Raw genomic sequence first — 23,144 nt, forward strand, 5'->3', positions numbered from 1 at the left:
ATCAAATCCTCCTGTCACCAATACCGTTCCGCTCTGTACAGTTAAAGTACAAGCGTTAAGGTCTGCAGCAGCGGTATAGTTACCGTTGATGATCGCAGCACTTGTAGAAGTTGGCGCGCCGTTATCCCAGCCTCCAGCTACCGTCCACGTGGTAGTGTTACCCGTAGAGATTGTAGCAACAGTAGAGTTGGCCGTTCCACAAGTTCCACTTTGTACCACCGCACGGATGTAAGTCGTTGCTGTAACAGCACCAACTTCAGCTCCGGTAAGTGTCGTGGTCGTGTTGTTGATCGTCGTCGGACTTGTAAAGCCGATGTCAGAAGATTTCTCCCATCTTACCACTGATCCAACATTGCCGGAAAGCGTCAGGTTCATCGGTGTAGTGCCTGAACATACAACCTGGGTTCCGCTAACTGTTCCGCCGTTGGCAGAAGGAGTTATCGTAATCGCTACACTTGGAGAATTTACAGGTGTACATACGCCACTTGTTACCACAGCCCTATAATAAGTTGTAGCAGAAAGATTAACCGCGTTATACGTTGTACCAGTCGCTCCGCTGATATTTGCGAAAGTGTTATTGTCCGCAGAAGACTGCCATTGAATGGTTCCAGTGTTGCCGTTTAATGTAAGCGTAGTGCTGTTCGTTCCAGAACAAACAGACGTTGCGCCGCTAATTGTTCCAGCCACTGCAGGTGAATTGACTGTAACAGTAACAGGATTGGAAACAACTACGCAGTTATTAAGCGTCGCTGTCAATGTATACGTTGTAGTAACATTCGGATTGACAGTAAGATTGTTTGTCGTACCTACCACAGCACTGCCATCTGACCATGAATAAGCTGTTGGCGTTGCCGTAGTGTAGGCATTTGAAATCTTCACGTTATCAATTAACCATCCATAATAATTTTGTGTAGTATCAGTAGTATATCGGAAACGAACCTTAAACTGGGATGTTAAAGCAGCTGCGGGAATCGCCAATACCTCATTCTGCCACAACGCATTTGTAGGCGTTGAAGTAGTGCTCGTAAATGCACCGATCCAGTTTGCATAACTCTTGGTAGAGAAGCTCACCACGCCATTAAACAAGGTCGCGCTACCAATATAACTTGTCGTTGGGAAGCTCACCCAAGTTGTTCCTCCATCAGAAGAATACTGCACATAACCATAATCAAATGATGTGGTTGGTCCTTCGAGTGCCGCAATGTGCGAGAAGGTCAAATAAGCAGTCGGCAAACTGCTAAGGTTTACACTGTTAGTCATTGAAGCACTCACATCGGCACTGAACGAAGCAGTATTCAAATACAGTGACTTCGTACCTTCGCTTGCGTAGGTAGTATTTTGCGTAAGACTAACCGTTCCCGCAGCATTTGCTGATGTAAACGACGTAATTGCTGTTTCGAAGCCATTGGTAAATGGTGTAGTTGTACCCACAGGAACCGCACTTAGGACGGTTGGACTACCAGAACACACCGTAGCAACGCTTGCCACTGCGCTCATTGTCAACCCTGTATTCAAGGCATCCTGATAAGAAGCACCAGTGTAAACCGTACTCAACCCACTAGATCCAACAGCTGTAACACTCCAGGTAACAACGCTGTTTACAGGAGAGGCAGCCGGAATAGTATAGGTCCAAGTATTACCCGCAGTATTTGTCATCGCAACAGGCCCCGTAGCAGTACCGTTGTTATAAGTTAACGTTACTGATGTAATTGTTCCTGATGGCGTGGTTACTTCTACAGAAATATCTCTTGCTGTCGCAGTACATTGCGAGACCGCCGCAGGCGTCACAGCATTCAATACAATGGTCGGTGCCGGACTGCTTCCTGCAAACTCCCAGGCACCCATATCGTAAAGACTTCCTCTTGCAACACCATTGTAATCAACGGTAAACAATGAAGACAAGTTTGATCCCCCACTTTCAGCAAGGGTGTTAATACCATCGTTTGGTTTTAGATAAGTAGCAGAACTTCCGACAACACTGTTGAAGAACGTAGCCGCAGAGAATGCATTGTCCACGAACGAATTGCTCTCACGTGTTGTCCCGACGACACCAAAATAGGCAGTGTAATCCTGGTATGCATTTGTACCATCATACATAATCACCTTGTTGGCTGCAGGAGTACCAGCGAAATACATATTTCGGTTTGAAGTCGTGGCAAAATTACCTAACGTGGCCGCCGCACTTCTTCTCAACGCACTTACGAATCCAGTAGTTCCAGGTGTAGAAGTATTGATTACGATATTATTCAGCAAATCAAGCTTGGCTGTGGTAGCAGTCGCGTTCGCAGTGTGATAAATACCGGTAGTTCCGAAAGCGCTTCCTGAAGAAGAGGCATTCAGGTAAACCGTATTGTTATAAAGACCCACTGTTGCCGTGGTACTGGTAGCTGTTACCGAGATTCCGCGGATCGCATCTAAATTGGATGCCGCCGTCGCCCTTAAATCACCGATAAGGTTATTGTAAGCATTTACGTTCGCCGAAGCTGTTGTAGAAGCCAATGCCAGTCCGATAATTTGCGCAGCGCCGGTATTTGCAGTAGAAAGATCATAAATCTTGTTCCTGAAAATACTCGTAGTACCCGCAGCTGATGTAGACGAGAAGATACCGAATTGTGTAAGACCTCCAGAGAATCCGTAGATCGTATTCCTACTTAACGTTACTGTTGGACCATAACCGCTACGGATACCATACATTACGACGGAGCTGGTTGCAGGAGCAGTAAAGTTATAAATCGTATTTCCGGTACAGTTCTTCACCCCACTATTTGTAGTGAGCTGATACCAACCCACGATGTTTTGGGCACCTGTGGCGGTAGTCGTCAGGTTAAAGATGCTATTGTTAGTAATAGACTCGTTTACTGGAGATGATACAGAATAAATTCCGTAGAAACCAGAAGTACTTCCTGTCGCATTACTGGACAAGTTGGAGATCGTATTGCCATCAATTGTAATGGTCGTATTCAAACCATATTGGATACCATAAAAAGTACCAGCACCTGTCCTACTAAGATTATTGATTGTGTTGGCAGTTACGTTAGCAGTAGTTGGAGATCCAAGGGTCATCCCCGTAAACGCACCCGTTCCTGCATTTGCCACATCAGAAACCGTATTCGAAGCTGCGGTAACCAAAGTCGCAGCACCTGTGTTATCAATTCCGTTAACAATGGAGCCTCCAGTACCGTAAGCAGTTGCATTTCTCACGATGTTGCTGCTGATGGTCGTACTGCTACCGGAAGAAGATGACCTGATCCCTTCGATATTCGAAGCGGCAGTATTAACGAAAGTAATTGCGCCCGAATTGGTAAGATTGGTTCCGTTAAAGAACGAACCTGCCCTCAGGTTATTCGCGCCGCTATGACCCACTGTATTGTTACTGATTGTTAATACGCCGGTTCCTGCCGCATCAATACCGGTAATCGATCCGGTTATTGCTCCTGCAGTAGTTCCCGATGCATCAATCGCTCCAATCGTATTGTTCTGGATTGAAACCGTATTCGTCGATGTCGTATAAATACCAACGACCGCAGCACCAGACGTTGATGCAGCTGCATAAAGCGAGCCTGTACCGCTAGTTGCACCAATTGTATTCCCTGTTACGGTTCCCACATTGGCATTACCACTTGTGATGTTAATTCCACAAAGGACACCATTAGTAGTCGTAGCACCGCTTGACGTGTATAATGCAATTCCAGCAACGGTATTGTTCTGGATTGATGACACGGTGCCCGCGGCCGTAAACCCAAGGTTTAAACCGATGAATCTTGTTGCATTGGCTGTCCCTGTTGTAGTGTAAGCGGACGGGAAAGTACCAGTAAGCGCAACGCTATTACCAACAAGATTGGTAGAGCCTGTTCCACTGGCATTAGCAAACCCGATCACGTTACCAGTAATGGTATAGCCTGACCCCGCCGCCACGTTGATACCGTTGTGCGTTTGCGCAGCAGTATAAAGCCTTGTCGCTGTCTGATATAATCTATTGCCTGATATCGTCCAGGCATCACTGTTGGATGCAATCGCAATACCTTTCGTAGCTAAAGTAGCACTGAAGTAGTTATAGATATTATTATTTGAAAGTGTATTATTATCATTCGTTTTTGAAGCAGTTCCTGACGAATAAACGCCATTTGTAGGTGTAGACGCCCCCTCATGAATGTCACAATTTGCTATGGTGTTGTTGTCGTTACCAGATGCTCCAGTTGTTGTAGAAAACAACACAACACCTGAAGAAACCGATGTGTTTACACCCCTTACATCAACGTATCGGATAGCATTATTAGACGCATCGTTGATAAACAAGATTGCATTACCAGCCACGTTTGAGTTGCTGACTTGTAAATCCCTTGTAGTTCCAACACCTCCCGAACGTCCATCGATTGTCCAATAATTGGCACCGTTAAGTGAGAATGTTGCTACCGCATTGGACGAAGTAATAACTTTTCCGGTAACGCCACCCGCCTCACGAATTGTAAGCGTATTTGCCACACTTGATCCAGAAATATTTGGTAACACGATCGGGTAAGTCTCCGTTGATGCGTCATAACCTGCATTAAGCTCCAAAGTTGTAGGTTGTGTGATACCACAAGTCGCCAATGCCGCGATGGCAGAAGTAAGGTTGTTGTATACTCCACCGGGTCCAATAGCAATTGTTCCGCCACTCAAAACGAATAAGTTAACGGTGTTTGAAGTAACAGGACCGCAAGGAGCGATTCCCGAAACCTGTACTCGGAAGGTGTATCCGGACAACGCTGATGCTGAAGCGATCGAAAGTGAACTTGAAGTCGCACCACTGATTGTAGCGCCAGATAGCGCTCCGTCAGAAAGTATAATATCACTACCATTATTGGCAATCCATTGGTAAGTTAATCCTGCACCTGTGGCAGCCACACTGAAGCTTGCAGTTGCAGAGGCACAAATGGCCTGACTCGAAGGCTGTCCTGTAATCGCGACGGCTTGGGTAACTGTTAAAGTTGCCGGTGAAGACGTCATGGAAACACAAGGAGCGGTACCTGAAACCACCGCACGGAACTGTCGCCCACTAAGTGAAACTGAAGGCGAGTTGATAACGTAAGCATTGCTTGTTTCACCAGATATCGCAGACCAGTTTGCGCCATCGTCCGTACTCGATTCCCACTGGTAAGTAAGGCCCGTGCCGCTCGCCGCTACATTAAATGTCACTGAAGATGTGTTGGAACATACGGATTGGGTGTTGGGATTTACAGTTATCGCAACAACATCGTTTACAGTTAGGGTCGCAATGTTTGAAGTTAAAAAACCTCCATTAACAATACATTGGTACTGGTTTCCTGTATTCGCCGAAGTCAATCCGGAAGATATGGTATACGAAGAGGAATTAGCACCAGGAATATCCGCAAAGGTACCTGAACTGTTTACCCTGTATTGCCATTGGTAAGACGAAGGCGTTCCTCCAGCTGTACCAATTGAAAATGTCACACCCGAATTGCTGCAAATTGTTTGCGACTGCGGCTGCAAATTGATTGAAATGGTACTCACCGTAAGTATTGCCGCGTTACTGGTTGCAGAAGAGCACGGTGAAGTACCTGAAACCGTAACACGATACTGGTACTGATTCATGCCGGACGTCACATTGGTCAAAGTCAATGTATCGGTCGTGGCGCCTGAATATACACCGCCATTTGATACTGTAGTCCAACTACCACCGTTATCCGTACTCATTTCCCATACGTATGCTGAAATACCTGTTCCAGTTGCAGCAACCGTGAACGAAGTATTGTCTGCAGGAAGTATTGAAACGCCCTGAGGCTGGCCTGTAATAACGACAGCCTTATTAACCGTTACCGTCACATCGGTAGTGCTGGTAGCACATCCTGCAACAACTACGGTGTTTGTCACTGTATACGTTCCTTCTGCACTCGACGTCAAGTCAATTACACCAGTAGACGCATTAATTGCCAAACCTGAAGGGACAGCAGTAAATGTTCCCGCACTTCCGGAAATTGTTGGGTTGGCGGTATTTGAGCTTGAACAGTAAACTGCTAAAGGATAATTGAAAGCGGAACTTGGATTGGCACTGATTGTAATAGATGCGGTGGCCGTTTGAATACCGCAATATCCTCCATCCATGGTATAGGTAACCTGATAAGTTCCTGGAATACTTGCTGAAGGATTAACTTCCCCAGTTGTAGGATTTAAACTCAGTCCACTATCAGCAATATACGATCCTCCTGTGGTGCCTGACATTGTTACCGAAACGCTTGTGAGCGTATTACAGTAAGGGCTGGCACTGTAATTAATGTTTGCCGAGGGCGTTGAGTCAATTGTCAGAACAATCATGGCCCGTGGGCTCTCACAAGAAGTTGTTGGATTAACAACACTTACGTAAAACGTAGTGGTTGTCGACAACGGAGCCAAATAATTTGTTGAAGTGGAACTCTGTAAAGCAGTTCCGCCTGAAGAGGCACTGTACCATTTGAATGTTGGGTTAACAAACCCGTTTGAATCAGCAACTGTTGCGTTTGTTACAATACCCGCGCCGCAACGTCCGCCGTTTGTCGCCACTGGCGCGGTCGGAGCTGGGTTAACGGTTACCGTAACACTTTGCGTGCTGGAGCAAGATGTACCAGGGTTCGTAGCCGTAACAGTATACACTGTTGTAGTTGTTGGTGAAGCGCTAAACGTATTCGAAGAACTGACCGTAGCAGTACCATCGCTCCAGGAATAGGTTAAATTACCCGCACCTTGTCCGTTAATCTGCCCGCCAAAAATCATGTTTGGCCTGTTCGTGAATGTAGAAATCGTGGTTCCATTTACAGTTCCACAAAGGGAATTATTATCCGCATATCTTCCAAAAACCGAATTGAATGTCGTGGCGGTATATTCTACTGTCGAATTAGAGCTAAAGCAAGATGCACACGTATCCGCTACCGTATCATTATCATGGCAAATATCAATAACGATGTTAGAGATTCCATCCCAGTTGAACGGCGTAGTAAATACCATGGTGTCTGTTCCGATACCCGGAGCAGCCTTAGAAACCGGTCCATAAACAGTCGTGAAACTTCCGGAAGGTGTAGCGTAAGCTCCGGCGAAAGCAATGTCGGCTGTGTTCGCTATCTTAATGGAGAAACCACTCTGAGGGTTTGTCCCTGCTCCCGATGCGGTTACCTTGAAACCAAGGCTGGTAATGTTTCCAGCATAAAGTCCGGCAGCAGTTAATTCGCTTGCTTTTACAATATACTGAATACGTTGCCCTTCCCAATTGGAAGTATAAGGTGTAATTCCAGCAACTGCAGTAGTAGTTACCGCAGTACCTAACGCAGTTGTACCCGGCGCAATTGCAGGAGTTGTTGCAAGGATCGTAGTAGCATTCCCCGCGCAAATTGTGGATGGCGTTGCAGAAAGTGTCAGCACCGGTAATGGATCAACGGTAACCGTAACTGTTTTAACGGATGTACATTGTGTGTCAGGGTCGTATGCAGACACCGTATAGGTGTAAGTTCCTGCAGCCGTTGGCGTAATGGCGTATGGATTAGCACCAGATGCATTAGCAACCAGCGCGACACTGCCACTAACACCGCTTCCTACCGATGGACTTGCAGTCAGTGTGAACGTAGCGAATAAATTAGTGGTCGGCGTATAGCTTGTGGTAAGGCTGAAAGCACTGTCCGCGCACTTGTTACCCGAAGGAATACTAAGCGTTAGTGGGTCTGGAGTAATGACATTTACGATGACTGCAGTTCGGTCACTTTCACAGCCTGTAACCGGATTGGTTACCGACACATAGAAAGTAGTAGTAGCGGCAATTGAAGTAAGATAGGTTGTCGATGTTCCTGACTGGAGTGCCGTTGTGGTCACATTATCGGCATACCATTTGATCGTTGGGCTTGTAAACCCGTTTGGATCAACAACAGCGGCCGTTGGCACACCAACACCGCATTGGCTGGAACCTGTAGAAGTAACCGATAATGGTTTTGCATTAACAGTTACCGAAACTGTAGTATCGATAGAACATAAAGTTGTTGGATTCGTCGCGGTAACGGTATAGACAGTATTCGATACTGGATTGACTGTAACGCTGTTTCCGCTTAAGTTGCCCGGATTCCATACCCAGTTAAAATTCGAAGTTAAATCCGTACCGGTTTGTCCTGCGAAAGTTATAATAGGACGTGCGGCTACGGCTGTACCTGAAGTCAGGCTGCATGCCGTTGTTGAAGTTGCACTATGCGTATTCCCTGCAAACGCCGGAGTAGAACAGGCGACTGTAGTAGTTCCTTGTACGGCCGAATTCGTCTGACAGATCTGAACAATCACGTTTGAAACACCGTCCCAATTGAAAGGTGTACTGAACGTGTGCATATTGACCCCTACTGCAGGCGTGAATGAAGCCTGTGTGAATACTGTAGTAAACGATGGGGTTTCATATGTTGTGGTAAGCGCAGTCGCATTCGAATGTGCCATATTGATGGTAAAATTCGACAACGTTCCCGTAGTTGATGTAACTGTAAAGCCTAAGCCTGAAATCGTCCCGGCCGAAAATCCGGCAGCAGTCAATTCAGAAGCTTTATAAAGCAATTGGGTCTTGATTTGGTTTCCTGAACCATTTCCTGAACGGTAAGGGTTACCGTTATCTCCGCCAATGGTAGTCGTTTGTGTACCAATTGTCGCATTTACGTTCGTCAACGTCGTACTCAAAGCAGTCAAAGTTACCGGTGTTCCAGCACATACCGTTGATAAAGATGCCGCAGCAGAAGTTATGGCTGGCAACGGATTTACTGTTACTATTACTGTATTGGTTGTCGCACATACGGTATCATCTCCGAAAACCGTGTAAACATAAGTTCCGGGAACAGTAGGCTGGACGCTTTGTGTAGGACCAGTTAATGTACCGCTCATTCCGCTTCCAGCTAAAGGACTAACCGTCCATGAATAGGAATAAGGATTAGCACTGCTTGCGCCAAGCGAAATGGTTGCACCAAGACACACAGATGTTGTGGCTCCCGGTGTTACCACAATTGCAGCAGGAGAAGTTACATTCACTGTAACAGGCGTTCTCGAACTCTCACATCCTGTTGTCGGGTTAACAACAGACACATAAAAAGTTGTCGTTGTTGAAATTGCGGTTGCATATGTATTCGATGTAGTTGCCTGCAACGCGGTAGTGGTTACATTATCGGCATACCATTTAAACGTCGGCGTAGTAAAGCCATTTGGATCAGCAACTGACGCAGTCGGTACATCTAATCCACATTGAGATGAGTTCGTAGCGGTCGGAGCAGTTGGCAACGGATTTACTGTAACCGAAGTATTTGCTGTTACCGGACAGCCGGCATAATTTGCAGTAAAAGTATAGGTGGTAGTTGTCGTAGGTGCTACAGAAAGATTGTTTCCTGAACCGACAGAAGACACGCCATCAGACCAGGTAATACCCGTTAACGGAATACCAACCGTTCCTGTAAAAGTCATGTCCGGCAATTTTGAGCTGCTTGTTATATTGGCCCCAGTGGTACCGCATAAATTAGCATTATCCAGATTGTAACCATACGTGGCAACATACGATTTTGTTGTGGCAGCAACAATGTCTGTATTCGAGTAAAAAGTTCCGGTATTTGACGGATCGTTAGCGAAACAGATATCGACCAGGAGGTTTGAAGATCCGTCCCAATTAAACGAGGAAGCCGTACCGCCTGTACCAAAAGCAAAAGTGTTAATTCCAGCAGTTGTACTTACGCCCGCACCGACAGTAGATGACGAAGCATACACCGTAGTAAACGAACCGGTATTGTTTCCACTGGTCAAAGTAGTCAACGCGGTTGTAGACAACTTAATCGTGTAACTCGTAAATGGCTTTGTACTGTTTTTGGTCGTAACATTAAACCTTAATGCTGTTAAGTTACCCGCAGCAAGTCCAGTAGCCTGAAGATCCGATGCCAACAATAGGTATTGCGTATGCTGCGACTCGTAGTACTGTGACAAAGGAGATAATGCTTCGCTGGTGGAAGTTGTCCCTATAGTGGTCAGGCCAGTACCAAGAGTAACATTAGAATTTGTTTTGACAGCGCTCGCTTTCAAAACCGTTGGCGCGCCAGCACATACCGTCGATACGGTTGCTGTTGCCGTTTGCGCGTATCCATTAAGCGGATCGTCACCGTAAGCCGTTCCTGAATAAGTTGCGCTTAACGACAAGGAGTTTGTCGCAGTGACAGACCATGTTACAACTGCATTCGTTGGCGTAGCCGCAGGAATGGTTCCGGTGTACGAATTCCCGGCACCACTGGCCATCGCAATAGGAGTTTGTGCGACACCGTTGAAGCTATAATTTAATGTCACGCCGGAAATTGTCCCACTATTTGTCGTAACGTTTACATCTACCGCGCGGCTTACAGCACTACATTGCGGTGCAGCGGCCGGTGATACTGACGTTAAAACAACGGAAGGCGCCGGACTCACTCCAGAAAACTCATCGGCGCCCACGTCAGGTGTCGACACGTTTCTAGTGTTTCCATCATAATCATCAGCATAACCTGAAATGGCAATACCACCACCTTCAGCCTGTGTGGACAATCCATTCACAAGGTGAAGAAACGTTGAAGATGTCCCCGAAGCTGGTCCTGTTAAACTTTGAAAGAAGGTTCCAGGAGTAGCTGAAACCGCTTCAGAGAAAGACAATGACTCTCTTGGTGAAACCAATGTTTTATAAGCGGACATCGCTTGTACAAGATTTGTACCATCATAAAACAACAATTTTGCTGCCGAAGGCGTACCCGCGTAGAATAAGTTGTTGTTTGAAGCTGACGCATACTGAGTCAATGTTGTGCTTGTTCGTCTGAAGCAGGAACTGATTCCTGTCCCTGTTGGCGTAGACAAATTAACAAGGATATTGTTATTCATCAGAACGGACGGTACAGTCGATGACTGGAATACGGCAGAACTACCAAAACCTGTACCGGAACTCGTTGCGTTCAGGTAAATTGTATTGTAGTACAGATTCATGTTTGTACCTACAGTTCCGCAAAAAATACCATAAAGATTATGACCGGTACTTTGCGGCGTACTAAGGTTTCCGATAAGGTTATTTGAAACGTTAAAAGTCGTTGCAGTGGTACTTCCCAGATAAATACCCGCAACAGTTGGGGTAGTTCCTGAAGAACTCAAACCGTGGATGACATTCTTAGAAATAGTCGCTACAGTATTGTAAGCATTCCTAATCCCTGCAACTGAAGCAGACCCTGTACTTGAGCTGTTAAATGTCAGGTTGTTAATATTATTTCCGCTGAAATTTTTAGTGCCGGCCGCCGTCAGGTTGTAAATGCCATAAATCGCATTCAAGGTGGCCGTACTGCTTCCATTCATGCTGAAGTTCATGAAATTGTTGTTTGTCACCGTCTCAGTCACAGGAGATGACACATCGTAATAACCGTATAATACGCAGGTAGTAGCTCCGGCCATGTTTGGCATCGAAATGCTGGAAACGGTATTTCCATCCACCGTGATTACAGAAGTTGAACCCCGGATCCCGTAAAACGTGTTAAAACTATTGTTTAGCGTAATTCCAGATATCGTGTTTGAATTTGCAGTATAGTTCGTCGAAGCGCCTGCATTATACACGCCATAGAATAAACAAGTAGATGCGGTGCCAGACGTTCCAATACTGTTATTGGTAATCTGATTAAAATTAGTATTTACGTTTGCAGCACTAGAGGAAGTATTTATTCCAAAAAAACTACCTGTCGTAGCAGTAGCATACGTAGAATTCGTAATCGTATTGTTATTTATATTTATCGTATTTGACGCAGCAGTGGTTCCGATACCATTGTCGATTCCATAAACGCTTGCAGTGGTACCTGACGATTTTATCGTCAACGTATTGTAAGTAATGGTCGCGTTGGCACTCGTACCTGCCTGGGCGTAAATCCCTCTGAGCGTCGTACCGTGGTTAACACCCGATCCATTGTTGTTGTTGACAACGTTGTTTGATATATTGACACTCCATTGATTGTTGGCACGGATACCTGCAGCAGCATTTGTTGCAGCGCCGCCTCCAAAATTTAATACCGTATTTCCGGTTGTCGCTGAAACTGACCCAACACCCCCAATATCATTCCCTAAGTCGCCAAGGAACGTTGTCGCTGTGGGCGTAGGCCCAACACCTGCAGTTGCGGCAAATCCACTCAAAGCGATACCGCCATTACCACCGTTGATCGTGTTGGAATAAAATTTGTTGTTTGAATTTGTTCCATTTGTAGCAAGCGTACCTCCATTAGTAGGAGTAAGCGCCGTCGCAGCAGCAGCAGCGGTTGAATTCAATACGGATATTGCCCAGGAACCATCAAATAACGGCCCACTCGCAACGGCATTATTGATACGCTGCATATTGAAAACACAATTTTGGATTGTATTACTATTACAACCATCGCCCGCAGACCTCTTGAAAAAGGCAATTCCATACTCCATAGCAACTGTAGCAGAAGCAGTATTCCCATCTGTAAAAGTTAACCCATCGATGGTAACAAAATCGGCTCCATCAAGGTATAACATTCCATCCGGTGAAGCAGAGGGTCCATTGGACGTTCCTACTCCCGCGTTAATTGTTACCGCACCTGACGATGACTTGTTGATTGTAATTGTGTTTGTTGCGCTGAGCACCGCGTTCAGGGAAGCGCTTCCAAGCGACATTCCTTTCACGGGAGCCGTTTCAGAAGTACCGGATGCACACGTAAGCACAATTGGTCCGGACATTGCCGTAACAGCATTTAAATCGGTCAATGCGCTGGCAAGGCTGGTGTAACTTGAAGCCAGAGCTGGAGTCGTGTTACCTGGGTTGGTAACCGTTACCGAAATCTGGGCCTGCATAGTAAACGCAGTAAACAAAAAAAACAACATCCCGAGGATGAAGTTCTTTTTGAAAGCATTACTAAACAAAACATGCAGATTTTTTGCAGGGGAATTGTAGTTTTTAAACATAGAAATAGTTGATTTTTTTTAAAGCGGTTAAAAGTATAAAAAAAAGCCAACCGCAAAAATATTTTTTGAAAATTTTAGACCAAACCAGACAAAATTGCGGTGAATTAATAATTTTAACAGGTAAATGCTGAATATAATTAAAAAAATAGCGGGTTACAGGAATTTAGACGCGATTGCAAAAATCAAAAATCATCACTTTATTAAGCTAAACTTTAGGCAATATTTAAATTTTAAACATAACACATTCCATTTTACTAAAAATTATTACTTTTGACTACAACCAACCTTTAACTATTAACATTATGGAAAAATTCATCAACTTCCCCGTGCTGTTTTTGGCCGCAGCCGTATCACTATTAATAGGCTTTATCTGGTATCATCCTAAAGTTTTTGGCACAGTCTGGATGCGGGAAACCGGAATGACAATGGACGATGGCAAAAAACCAAAAATGGCGCTAATCTTCTCATTGGTATACATTTACAGCGTTTTTATTGCATTCATTATGTGCTTTATCACCGTCCATCAAATGGGCGCGTTGGGCATGATCGGCGGACCTGAATTCATAGACAAAGCCGAACCATCTTATGGACAGTTTATTAGCGATTACGGAACAGCGTTCAGGACATTTAAACATGGGGCGCTTCACGGGTTTATGACGGGTTTGCTGTTTGTGTTACCAATGGTTGCTATTAACTCTCTTTTTGAAAAAAGAAGCTGGAAATACATCCTTGTAACCGGATTTTACTGGGTCATAGTCTGTATGCTGATGGGCGGCATCGTATGTGGCTGGTCACCCGATGGATTTCATTTGACGTAGTTTCTTTAATCAGAAGCTGAAGTTATAGAAGCCGCCTGTTGTCAGGCGGTTTTTTTATGCCCCGGAATTTTCCTATTTTTATCCGAAATACTACAAGCGCCTGATGGCTTTTACTTTCACCCTTTTTGACAACCCAAACCTGCTTCCCGAATCCTGGGATCAATTGGCGTCAGAGAATATTTTCCTTTCACGTGGATACCTGGAGGTGTTGCAGCTTTCCGCACCGGAAAACATGGAGTGCAAGTACATTTTCATATTCGATGATAATAAACCTATTGGAATTGCTTTGTCTCAATTTCTTGACGTAAACCGGCTGGAATCATTTGGAGAGCGCGACCGCTGTTTACGGTCCACAGCAAGAAAAATAATTTTTAAAAACTTTTCATCGCATGTATTGTTCATCGGCAATAATATGCTCACTGGACAAAATGCATTCGCTTTTACGCCAGGCATCGCGCTTTTCACGGTATTGCCTACTTTAAGGCTTGCGGTAAATGCTATAAAAAGCGACTATGCAAAAAGAGGGAAAAAAATTCACCTCACGACATTTAAGGATTTCGATGAAAAAGACGCATCCGATTTTACAAAAGCCGGCTTTGACGACCACCTTGAATTCTCTACCCAACCAAACATGATTTTCACAATACGTCCCGATTGGCGCGCGGAAGAAGATTACATCCATTCGCTTTCTAAAAAATATCGCGATCAATACAAACGCGCGCGGAAAAAGTCAGAAGGCATTCAAAAGAAAAAACTGAACCTTGAGGAAATCATACAATATGAAAACACCATCTATGACCTTTACTTTCATGTGGCTAAAAACGCGCCCTTCAACACTTTTTTCCTAAGTAGAAATCATTTCAGAACGTTTAAGGAAAAACTGAAGGATAAATTTCTGTTTTACGGATATTTCCTGGGCGATAGATTGATAGGCTTCAATACATTAGTTAAAAATGGCAAGTCGATGGATACCTATTTCCTCGGATATGACGAAACCCTGCAGCGCGAAAAAATGCTCTACCTGAACATGTTGTACGACATGATCGCCTACTCGATCAACAAAGGGTTTTCTGAAATTGTATTTGGCAGAACCGCCTTGGAAATAAAAAGTTCAGTGGGTGCTGAACCAATGAAAATGTACGGTTTTCTGCAACACGGGAACAAGCTGATCAACAAGAACATGCATTGGATTTTTAATTACCTGGAACCTGTAACAACCTGGCAGGAACGCAACCCATTTAAATAAGATCAGTTTTCCGGAGGGGCAGAGGGAACTGCAACTTTCATTTGACCGGGCAGGATGTGAATATCCAGCTTGCGCAACATACCGCAATATTCCCCGTCAATCTGGAAACTGACTTCTGTTTCGGTGTGGATTACGGCTTTATCGGTAGAGATGATTTCCACATCACCAGTATCCAGCGGCATATTTCCAGTGATTATTTTTCCAAAGACCAGTAAATCAAGATTTTTAAGGATTACGATCTCAAATTTTCCGTCATCCATAATACCAGATGGGTTGATCGTAACCCCAGTCCCGTATTTCTGGGTGTTCGCGATGACCACCATTCTTGCAGTCGTTTCAATTGTTGTTCCATTGGCGGCAATTTTCACCTCAAAAGGCCCTTCCTGCTCGCTTAAGGTTTGAAAAGCATTCAGTGCATAACCGATCATGCCGCGGGTATTCCCTTTTTCATAGTTTTTAACCAATTGCGCATTGAGTCCCAAATCACTGAGATGCATGCTTCGGATCCCGTTAATCGAAATCATGTCCATATCGATATGGCTGCCGTGAAAAGCGATTTCAAGGTTTTCCGGAATGGAAGAGGGCAAATTCAAATCGACGGACAGTCCGTTTGCAGAGCCGGCAGGAAGAATTCCCAAAATGACGTCGTGCTTTTCCACGGCTTCGGCGACCATTTTGATCGTGCCATCACCTCCGGCCACCAGTATCCGGTCTGGCCGATGAGCAGCGTACAGCGCCTTGATTTTAGCAATATCGTCTTCTCCATTCGTCTCATATAAAACGACCGCTATGTCCTCACTTTCAGCATAAGCCTGTACCGCCGAAACCAATTCAGCCTTATCATTGCCTCCCGCAATTGGATTTACTACAAAAATGACTTTCTTTTTCAAGGCTTTGTTTCTTTTATTGCTTAAAAATAGGTAATTTAACTTATAATAAAATCTTAAAAGGTGAAACCAGTTCTAAAATTATACCGTGGCTACGCAAACGAACAGGAACTCATCGTTATGGGACACGTTTTTAAACCCACTACACGCGAAGACTATGATTTTCAAAAGAAAAAATTTCAGAATGCCAAGTCCGTAATCAGGATGTTCCGTATCAAGACACAAAAAAACGCCGATGTTTATTTAGAGCTTAACGGCACCAGGATTCATACGAAAACGCTGGATGACGGTTATTTTAAGTTTTGTATTCCGTTGAACAAAGAAAGTGGCTATGGCTGGATTGACTATTTTGTCTCCATCCATTTCAATGGTGAAGAGATTAGGGCCAAGGGTAGTTTTATCAGGCCGTATGAAGGAAATCTTGGGTTTATTTCCGATATCGACGACACCTTCCTGATCTCGCATACCCGGAATATGTTTAAGAAGCTTTACATTTTACTTTTCAGAAATGTGAACGACCGAAAGATTTTCGATAATGTTGTGGCACATTACCAAGCCTTAAGTACCTCCGGAAGGAACAATAAAAATGAACAGAATGCCTTCTTTTATGTTTCCAGCAGCGAATGGAATTTGTACCGTTTTATTGTGCAGTTTACTGAGTTACACCAGTTGCCAAGGGGTGTCCTTTTGTTAAAAGACATCAAAACCAGCCTGATGGACTTCTTCATCACCGGACGCGGTGACCACAACCACAAATTTGAGAAAATCAAACATATTCTGGAGTTTTATCCCAATTTAAAATATACGCTTCTCGGCGATGACTCGCAGCACGACCCCTTCTTATATGAGCAAATCTGCAAAATATTCCCCGTGACTGTTCAGGCAGTTTACATCCGGCAGACTGGGAGCGCGAAAAAGGAAAAGGCGATTGCGGTGATGAAAAACCTCGAAAGCCTGAATGTCGCGGCGTGTTATTTCCGCGAAAGCTCAGAAGCGATAGAACATTCCCGAAAGATTGGGTTGATCAGTTGACAAGGCGCCGTTAGCCCCGATCGCAGCGGCATCCTTTTGCGGCGCAGCGCAGCGGAGCCGCAAAAGATAAAGCGGAGAGCGGGAAACAGCTCCAAAACATCAAACTTAGCGGACGAAGCACCAATTAAACATTACGCATTGTCAATCTCGTCCTGAACCACGGCCCATTCTTCGAGCAATTGGTCCAGATCTGATTTCTTTTGGTTGTATGCTTTAAAGAAATTTGCGTCTTCGATGTGCTTGTCGTAATTGGATGCCAAAGCTTTATCGTCGCGCTGGATATCGGTTTCCAATTGTTTTATCTGGCTTTCAATTTTACTGAGGCGATTTTGCAACGATTTGTTTTTCTTTTGGTCTTCGTATGAGATTTTCGTGCTTTCCTTTGGAGATTCCTTTTTTGCAACGTCTTTCTTCTCTACTTCGCGCATGTTCTCCATGTTCCTTTGCTCGAGGAAGAAATTGATGTCACCGAGGTATTCCCGTATTTTCTGGTCCTTAAATTCGTACACGATATTCGACATACCCTGAAGGAAATCACGGTCGTGGGATACGAGTAGCAATGTGCCTTCGAATTTCTGCAATGCCGCTTTGAGGACGTTCTTGGATTTGATGTCGAGGTGGTTCGTCGGCTCATCCATTACTAACACATTGATTGGCTGTAACAACAGTTTACAAAGCGCGAGACGGTTGCGCTCCCCTCCGGAGAGTACTTTTACCTTTTTTTCCACGTCATCGCCGCGAAACAGGAATGACCCCAGCATATCGCGTACTTTCGACCGATTTGTGTCTGTAGCGGCGTCTTCCATTGTTTGCAACAACGTAATTTCGCCATCCAGATACTCGGCCTGGTTTTGTGCAAAATAACCCACCTGGACATTGTGCCCAAGCTTTATTGTTCCTTCGAACGGAAATTCGTGAACGATGGCTTTGATAAATGTGGATTTTCCTTGCCCGTTTTGACCAACGAATGCAATTTTGCTGCCCCGTTCCACCAATAGTGAAATATCTTTCAGGATGGTTTTATCGCCGTAGGCTTTGGTAACATGTTCCGCTTCTACCACAACCCTGCCGGGCACTTTTGATATCGGGAACGATATGTTCATCACCGCGTTATCGTCTTCATCAACCTCAATACGCTCTACTTTATCGAGTTTCTTGATCAGCGATTGTGCCATGGAAGCTTTAGAAGCCTTGGCGCGGAATTTCTCAATCAGCTTTTCAGTCTCCTCAATTTTCTTCTGCTGGTTTTTCTGTGTAGCCAATTGCTTCTCCCGGATTTCGTGGCGGAGTTCCAGGTATTGCGAGTACGGCTTGTTGAAATCATAAGCCTTTCCAAGCGAAATTTCGATGGTTCGATTGGTGACGTTGTCCAGAAACATCTTATCGTGTGATACGATTACTACCACTCCTGGGAAATTGCGCAGGAAGTTTTCGAGCCAGATAATACTTTCGATATCGAGGTGGTTTGTGGGCTCATCGAGTAATAGAATATCATTTGATTGCAGCAGCAGTTTCGCCAATTCGATACGCATACGCCATCCTCCGGAAAAAGTCTCTGTAAGGTTATTAAAATCTTCGCGCTTAAAACCAAGTCCCAGCAGGATTTTCTCAGTATCGCCCACGTAATTATAACCGCCTAAAAGTTCAAAACGGTGCGTGAAATCGGAAAGGTCCTCGATAATCTGGGAGTATTCATCGCTTTCATAATCCGTTCTGGTAACCAACTGGTGGTTGATGGATTCGAGCTTCTTTTCTACCGCCTTGATTTCAGTAAATGCCTGGTATGCCTCTTCGAGCACAGTCCGCCCCTGTTCAAAGTCGATATCCTGCCGAAGGAAGCCGATCTTTACTTCCTTCTCTGTTGCGATACTTCCTGAGTCGGGCGTAAAATCTCGTGCGAGTATTTTCAGCATTGTCGACTTTCCGGCACCATTTTTCCCGACAAGCCCTACCCTATCGCCCGAACCGAGCCGGAAGGTTACTTCTTCAAATAAATAGGTTCCGCCAAACGAAACTGAGAGGTTGTGTATATTGAGCATTTTTCGCTTTTATCTGTGAATGTATTCGTAACTTTGCAGTGCTAAAAAAAGCCCACAAAATCAAACATTTAAATTTTTTGCAAATGTTAAAAAAAGGATCCAAACTAAATAGCATTTTAACAGGAAGTTGTCCAAGATGCCAGTCTGAAAGCATGTATGAGGAAGCAAACCCTCTCAACCTGCCCAAAGTTCTAAAAATGAACGACCACTGTAGTCACTGCGGATTAAAATACATGATTGAGCCATCATTCTTTTACGGCGCAATGTATGTCAGCTACGGATTGAATGTCGCTATTGGAATTGCAGCTTTCCTGTTCTGCTTTTTCATCTTAAAAACCCAGGTTACATTTACATTTATCACTATCATAGCCACGTTGGTGGTGTCGATGCCCTTTGTATTGCGCTGGTCGCGGAATATTTACATCAATATGTTTGTTTCTTACGATAAGGACGCTGCGGGCAATTAGTCTTTATTCCAAAACCTCTTAATATCTATTGAAGGGTTAAGCGGGACATTGTTTTCAATGTTTTCGAACAACAAGTTAGCCATGTAAGGCCCAAGCATGACACCGCGCGTCCCTAGTCCATTTAGAATGTGCAAATTTTGATACTCCGGGTGTGTTCCTAACAGTGGCTTCCTGTCTTTAACCGTTGGTCTTACACCTGCAAGATGCTCCTCTATTTCGAAATCACAATTGAGGATCTCTTTAAGACGGGCAACGAGTTCCAATTTACCAGACTCGGTAGGAAGTGCGGTTTTATCTTGCCAATTGTAGGTAGCACCAACTTTGAAACGACTATTTCCAAGAGGGAGGATAAACACGTTTGTGTTTAAGATGACATCGAGATTCAACTCAGGAGCGTTTACTATAAACAACTCTCCCTTCGTACCGTCTAAAGGAAGGTAATTAAAAAAGGGGTTAGCATGAACACCGAAGCCTTCTGCGAACACAATGTGCTTTGCCTGAATCTCATTATAATGAATCCCGGCGGCATCAAAAGCGATAGCACGATAATCAACCGACTGATTTAACAACATTCCGATTTCATCCAAATACCGTATATAAGCGCTTCTGAGCAGCGCTGTATCAACGTAACCAGTACGCAAAACTTCACCAAATCCGTAAGGCGAGCTAATTCCGGAATATTCCTTAGTTACTAAATCAACTGAAAGGAACTCAGATAATCCTGGCTTATCCGAAGCAATAAACCAATTATTCTGTTCTTCGACTGAAAAGAACTTTCTTAACATCGGTACGTTGAACAATAGTCGTTGTTCTAATTTCAACTTAAATTCAAGGTCTGCATAAAAGCGCTGAAGGTAGTCAATCTGAGCTGCCCCATCCTGCAACTTACTGAACCGCTTCAATATTACCGGATTAAAAAGTCCACCAGCCACTTTAGTAGAATTTTGCGAGTCATCATCAAAAACAAGAATGGTCTTGCCATTCGCTAGCGCGGTTTCGGCAAAAGCAATCCCGGCTAAACCAGATCCTACAACCAAATAATCAACCATGATAATAATAAAAAAAACTCTTACCCGAAGATAAGAGTTTCTGTATGTTCAAAAACAAAATGAATTAATAATTCCACATATCCTGCTCGAAGTTCCTGATCTTTTCCTTAATCCTTTCAGATTCGAGCAACTGCATTTGGGCATTGTCTTTCATGTAATCAGCGATTAATCTATCACCATATACATTTTCCTCATCGTAGATAACAGAATTAAAACGCCGCGAATTTAACAAATGATCAAATGTAATCGGCATAGCCGAATTTTTGTCGTTAAACGCATTGGATGCGTGTAAAACATCTCTCGACGCGGGAAAGTAGACCCAAAACAACTCAATAACATCTGGATCATCTTTACCAACTTCTTTCGCTTCAGGAGCTACAGGACAGATTCCTAACAACCTGTATTTCATCTCACCCTGTCTTTTATCAAAATACCAGTAACCCTTGATTTTGTATGCGGAGATATCCTGAGAAGTCAAAAATCTTTCGTCTATAAATTCAGCCGACAATACCTTAGACGCAGGAAGATCCTGAGCCGGTGTAGCCGGTGAAATTACCTTACCTTTTTTATTCCGTTTCTCAGGCTGCGCCTCAACATGTCTACCCCTATATGCATCAGGATCCTGATTTATCAAATCTTTCCCAGCATCTGTCGTATCACGAAATTTAAAAGTATTTTCCAAATCCCCCAACGGACGTTTTGTGTTAAAGTAAGGATCCGCGTACACCTCAGTAATTTTTCCTGATTTAATGCCTTTGATAATAACATCGAACAATGACCTTCTGTCTTTACCAATATTATTAGTGTCAATCGGGAAATACATCGGAAAATTGATTCTCTCATCAAGATCAATAGTTTCCATAACGGTCTTTCCCATCATCACATCCCTGTCATGCACATATCCATATGGAAGCGGCTTGTCATTATCAGAATTCAGTTGAGCTTCGGTTTTTTTACCTATCTCATCCGGTGTCTTTGCATTCAAAAGATTTGATTGCGCGAACGAGGTGACACTCCCAGCGAACAATATCGCTATTGATAAAACGCTTTTACAATTCATAGTTGAAGTATTCAATGTGTTTGACAAAAACGCCAAACTAAATTTATTATTGTATTTCGTATATAACTATCGCAGTTTTTCTAAGTTCTATTTGCGAACCTACAAGCTTTGTCTTAATCTCCGAGAATGTAACCTGATCACCACGTGAAGTTCTCGCTAATGCAGCTTTAGCTTGGGAATTCAACTTATTACCGTTAACAACAACCGTAGGCTGTCCAGTAACTTTCATGCTGAATTGAACTACATTAAGCTGAACTTCAAAATCAAAGTCTGGCAAAGAGGCACCAATTGTAGATGCTTCAAGCCGGGATTTCTGACCCTTAACAACGCCTGCCATACCTCCGATAGTACCTTCAGGATTTGGGATGTTCTTAATCCTAAAAACCTTTGCATCGGTAACACTTTTACCATCAGGCAACTTAGCGTTTACATTAATCTTAACCTCAGTTCCGTTTCCAGGAGACATATTATACTTTCCCTTACCACCTGCAGGGGTCAACCCAGGCGCACTGGCAGAAACATTATTTTCAGATACTCCAGCGAAAGATATAGTCATCGGGTTAACAACACCTCGATATACAACATTCATCTTATCAGCAGCTATTGTAGCAGAATTTGGACGTGGCACAACAACGTATTTTCCTTCAAAAGGTAACGCCACCGGCTTGTTGTCTTCCATAAAAGTAAAACTTCCTTTAATGTTTTGCTCCCCGACGCCACCCGCGGTCATATCAATAACCGCCTGACCGTTTTCAATTTTACCAGGACCGTTGAATGACGTTGGCACAGTGCTGTCGTCATAACGACCCAATACGACTTTACCAGTTACTTTCTCCCCTTGGAAGTAAGCATTTTTATCAAGAACAACCAAAGCAGTATAGTTTTTCATAGACGAAATTTCAAGAGCCGCTTTACCAAGTAAGTTGTTATAACTATCATACTCCGCTTTCTGAATGTCATTCTGCCATGCAGATAACTTAGCGAGTGATGCAATCGCAGGGAAATGTTCAAAATGATAATTCAAATATCTTTTTTTAACTCCTTCCCTATCTTTAACATCTGCAGTATTAAATTTTTGCTCCAACTCCTTAACTACTGGAATCAATTTAGGATTAGAGCCAGCGGCCGCCTTCATTTCAGAAACATACTTATTTATCGCATTAACGATAGAAGTTCCTTTGGCCGAATAATTGTCACCTGCAAACCAAGTTTCATCAATATGCGGACCCTTATCCATAGCTTCATACGGAAGCTTTCCGCTCTCCTTATCGATTTCAATTCCGTTGGTAGCGTCTTTTTTCAAATTCTCCACAAAATCGAAAAACTCCTTAGAAATAGCCGAAATCTTCTTAGAAACGACCTTTGCCTCGCCGAACTGAGTGGGGTTGTCCGTTCCTTTTTGATCAATTGAGGCTAACAACTGCTTGTTATTTTCAACAGAAGCTTTATTCGCAGACTCAAACTTTTCATTCATCAATCCAAAAGCCGATAATACTTCTTTGGACATATTTAGTGCCAACATTGCAATGAAAACCAGATACATCAGGTTAATCATCTTCTGTCTAGGGGTTAATTTTCCTCCTGCCATTTTCGTTTAATTAGTTTAG

At 43.9% G+C, this 23,144-nt stretch carries 10 protein-coding genes; 4 read left to right on the forward strand and 6 right to left on the reverse strand.

Annotated features, from left to right (window positions below; all coding sequences use genetic code 11):
- On the reverse strand, positions 1-12,939 hold a 12,939-nt coding region (locus CFE23_RS09005), incomplete at its 3' end, for a hypothetical protein (RefSeq protein ID WP_291086921.1).
- A gap of 302 nt (positions 12,940-13,241) precedes the next feature.
- Here CFE23_RS09005 and CFE23_RS09010 point away from each other — a divergent pair.
- Positions 13,242-13,757 (forward strand): DUF1761 domain-containing protein, encoded by a 516-nt coding sequence (locus CFE23_RS09010; protein WP_291086923.1) that lies wholly within the window; start codon positions 13,242-13,244, stop codon positions 13,755-13,757.
- Positions 13,758-13,860: 103 nt separating this feature from the next.
- Complete coding sequence (locus CFE23_RS09015; RefSeq protein WP_291086925.1) at positions 13,861-15,003, forward strand: GNAT family N-acetyltransferase; 1,143 nt, start codon at positions 13,861-13,863, stop codon at positions 15,001-15,003.
- Between the two features lie 2 nt (positions 15,004-15,005).
- On the opposite strand, the gene CFE23_RS09020 is transcribed toward CFE23_RS09015, so the two are convergent.
- Positions 15,006-15,893, reverse strand: coding sequence for a diacylglycerol kinase family protein (locus CFE23_RS09020; protein ID WP_291086927.1), 888 nt, complete (start codon positions 15,891-15,893; stop codon positions 15,006-15,008).
- A 60-nt stretch (positions 15,894-15,953) separates the two neighbouring features.
- Between CFE23_RS09020 and CFE23_RS09025 the strand changes: the two genes are divergently transcribed.
- The gene (locus tag CFE23_RS09025; RefSeq protein WP_291086929.1) at positions 15,954-16,922 is read left to right on the forward strand and encodes an App1 family protein; all 969 of its coding nucleotides are present in this window, start codon (positions 15,954-15,956) and stop codon (positions 16,920-16,922) included.
- A gap of 131 nt (positions 16,923-17,053) precedes the next feature.
- Here CFE23_RS09025 and CFE23_RS09030 read toward each other — a convergent pair whose 3' ends face one another.
- The gene (locus tag CFE23_RS09030; protein WP_291086931.1) at positions 17,054-18,961 is read right to left on the reverse strand and encodes an ABC-F family ATP-binding cassette domain-containing protein; all 1,908 of its coding nucleotides are present in this window, start codon (positions 18,959-18,961) and stop codon (positions 17,054-17,056) included.
- Positions 18,962-19,044: 83 nt separating this feature from the next.
- Here CFE23_RS09030 and CFE23_RS09035 point away from each other — a divergent pair, with 83 nt between their 5' ends.
- Entirely contained in the window at positions 19,045-19,428 is a 384-nt protein-coding gene (locus tag CFE23_RS09035; RefSeq protein WP_291086933.1) for a DUF983 domain-containing protein, read from the forward strand.
- Here CFE23_RS09035 and CFE23_RS09040 read toward each other — a convergent pair.
- The 3 genes from CFE23_RS09040 to gldM form a co-directional block, all read right to left on the reverse strand.
- Positions 19,425-20,477, reverse strand: a complete 1,053-nt coding sequence (locus CFE23_RS09040) for an FAD-dependent oxidoreductase (RefSeq protein WP_291086935.1) — start codon at positions 20,475-20,477, stop codon at positions 19,425-19,427. The genes CFE23_RS09035 and CFE23_RS09040 overlap by 4 nt on opposite strands.
- A gap of 64 nt (positions 20,478-20,541) precedes the next feature.
- A complete protein-coding gene (gldN, locus tag CFE23_RS09045) occupies positions 20,542-21,537 on the reverse strand; it encodes a gliding motility protein GldN (RefSeq protein WP_291086937.1) in 996 nt (331 codons plus the stop codon).
- Positions 21,538-21,583: 46 nt separating this feature from the next.
- On the reverse strand, positions 21,584-23,125 hold the full coding sequence (gene gldM, locus CFE23_RS09050) for a gliding motility protein GldM (RefSeq protein ID WP_291086939.1): 1,542 nt from the start codon (positions 23,123-23,125) through the stop codon (positions 21,584-21,586).
- Positions 23,126-23,144 lie beyond the last annotated feature (19 nt).

It is taken from the genome of Flavobacterium sp. BFFFF1 (assembly GCF_002256285.1).
GTDB lineage: Bacteria > Bacteroidota > Bacteroidia > Flavobacteriales > Flavobacteriaceae > Flavobacterium.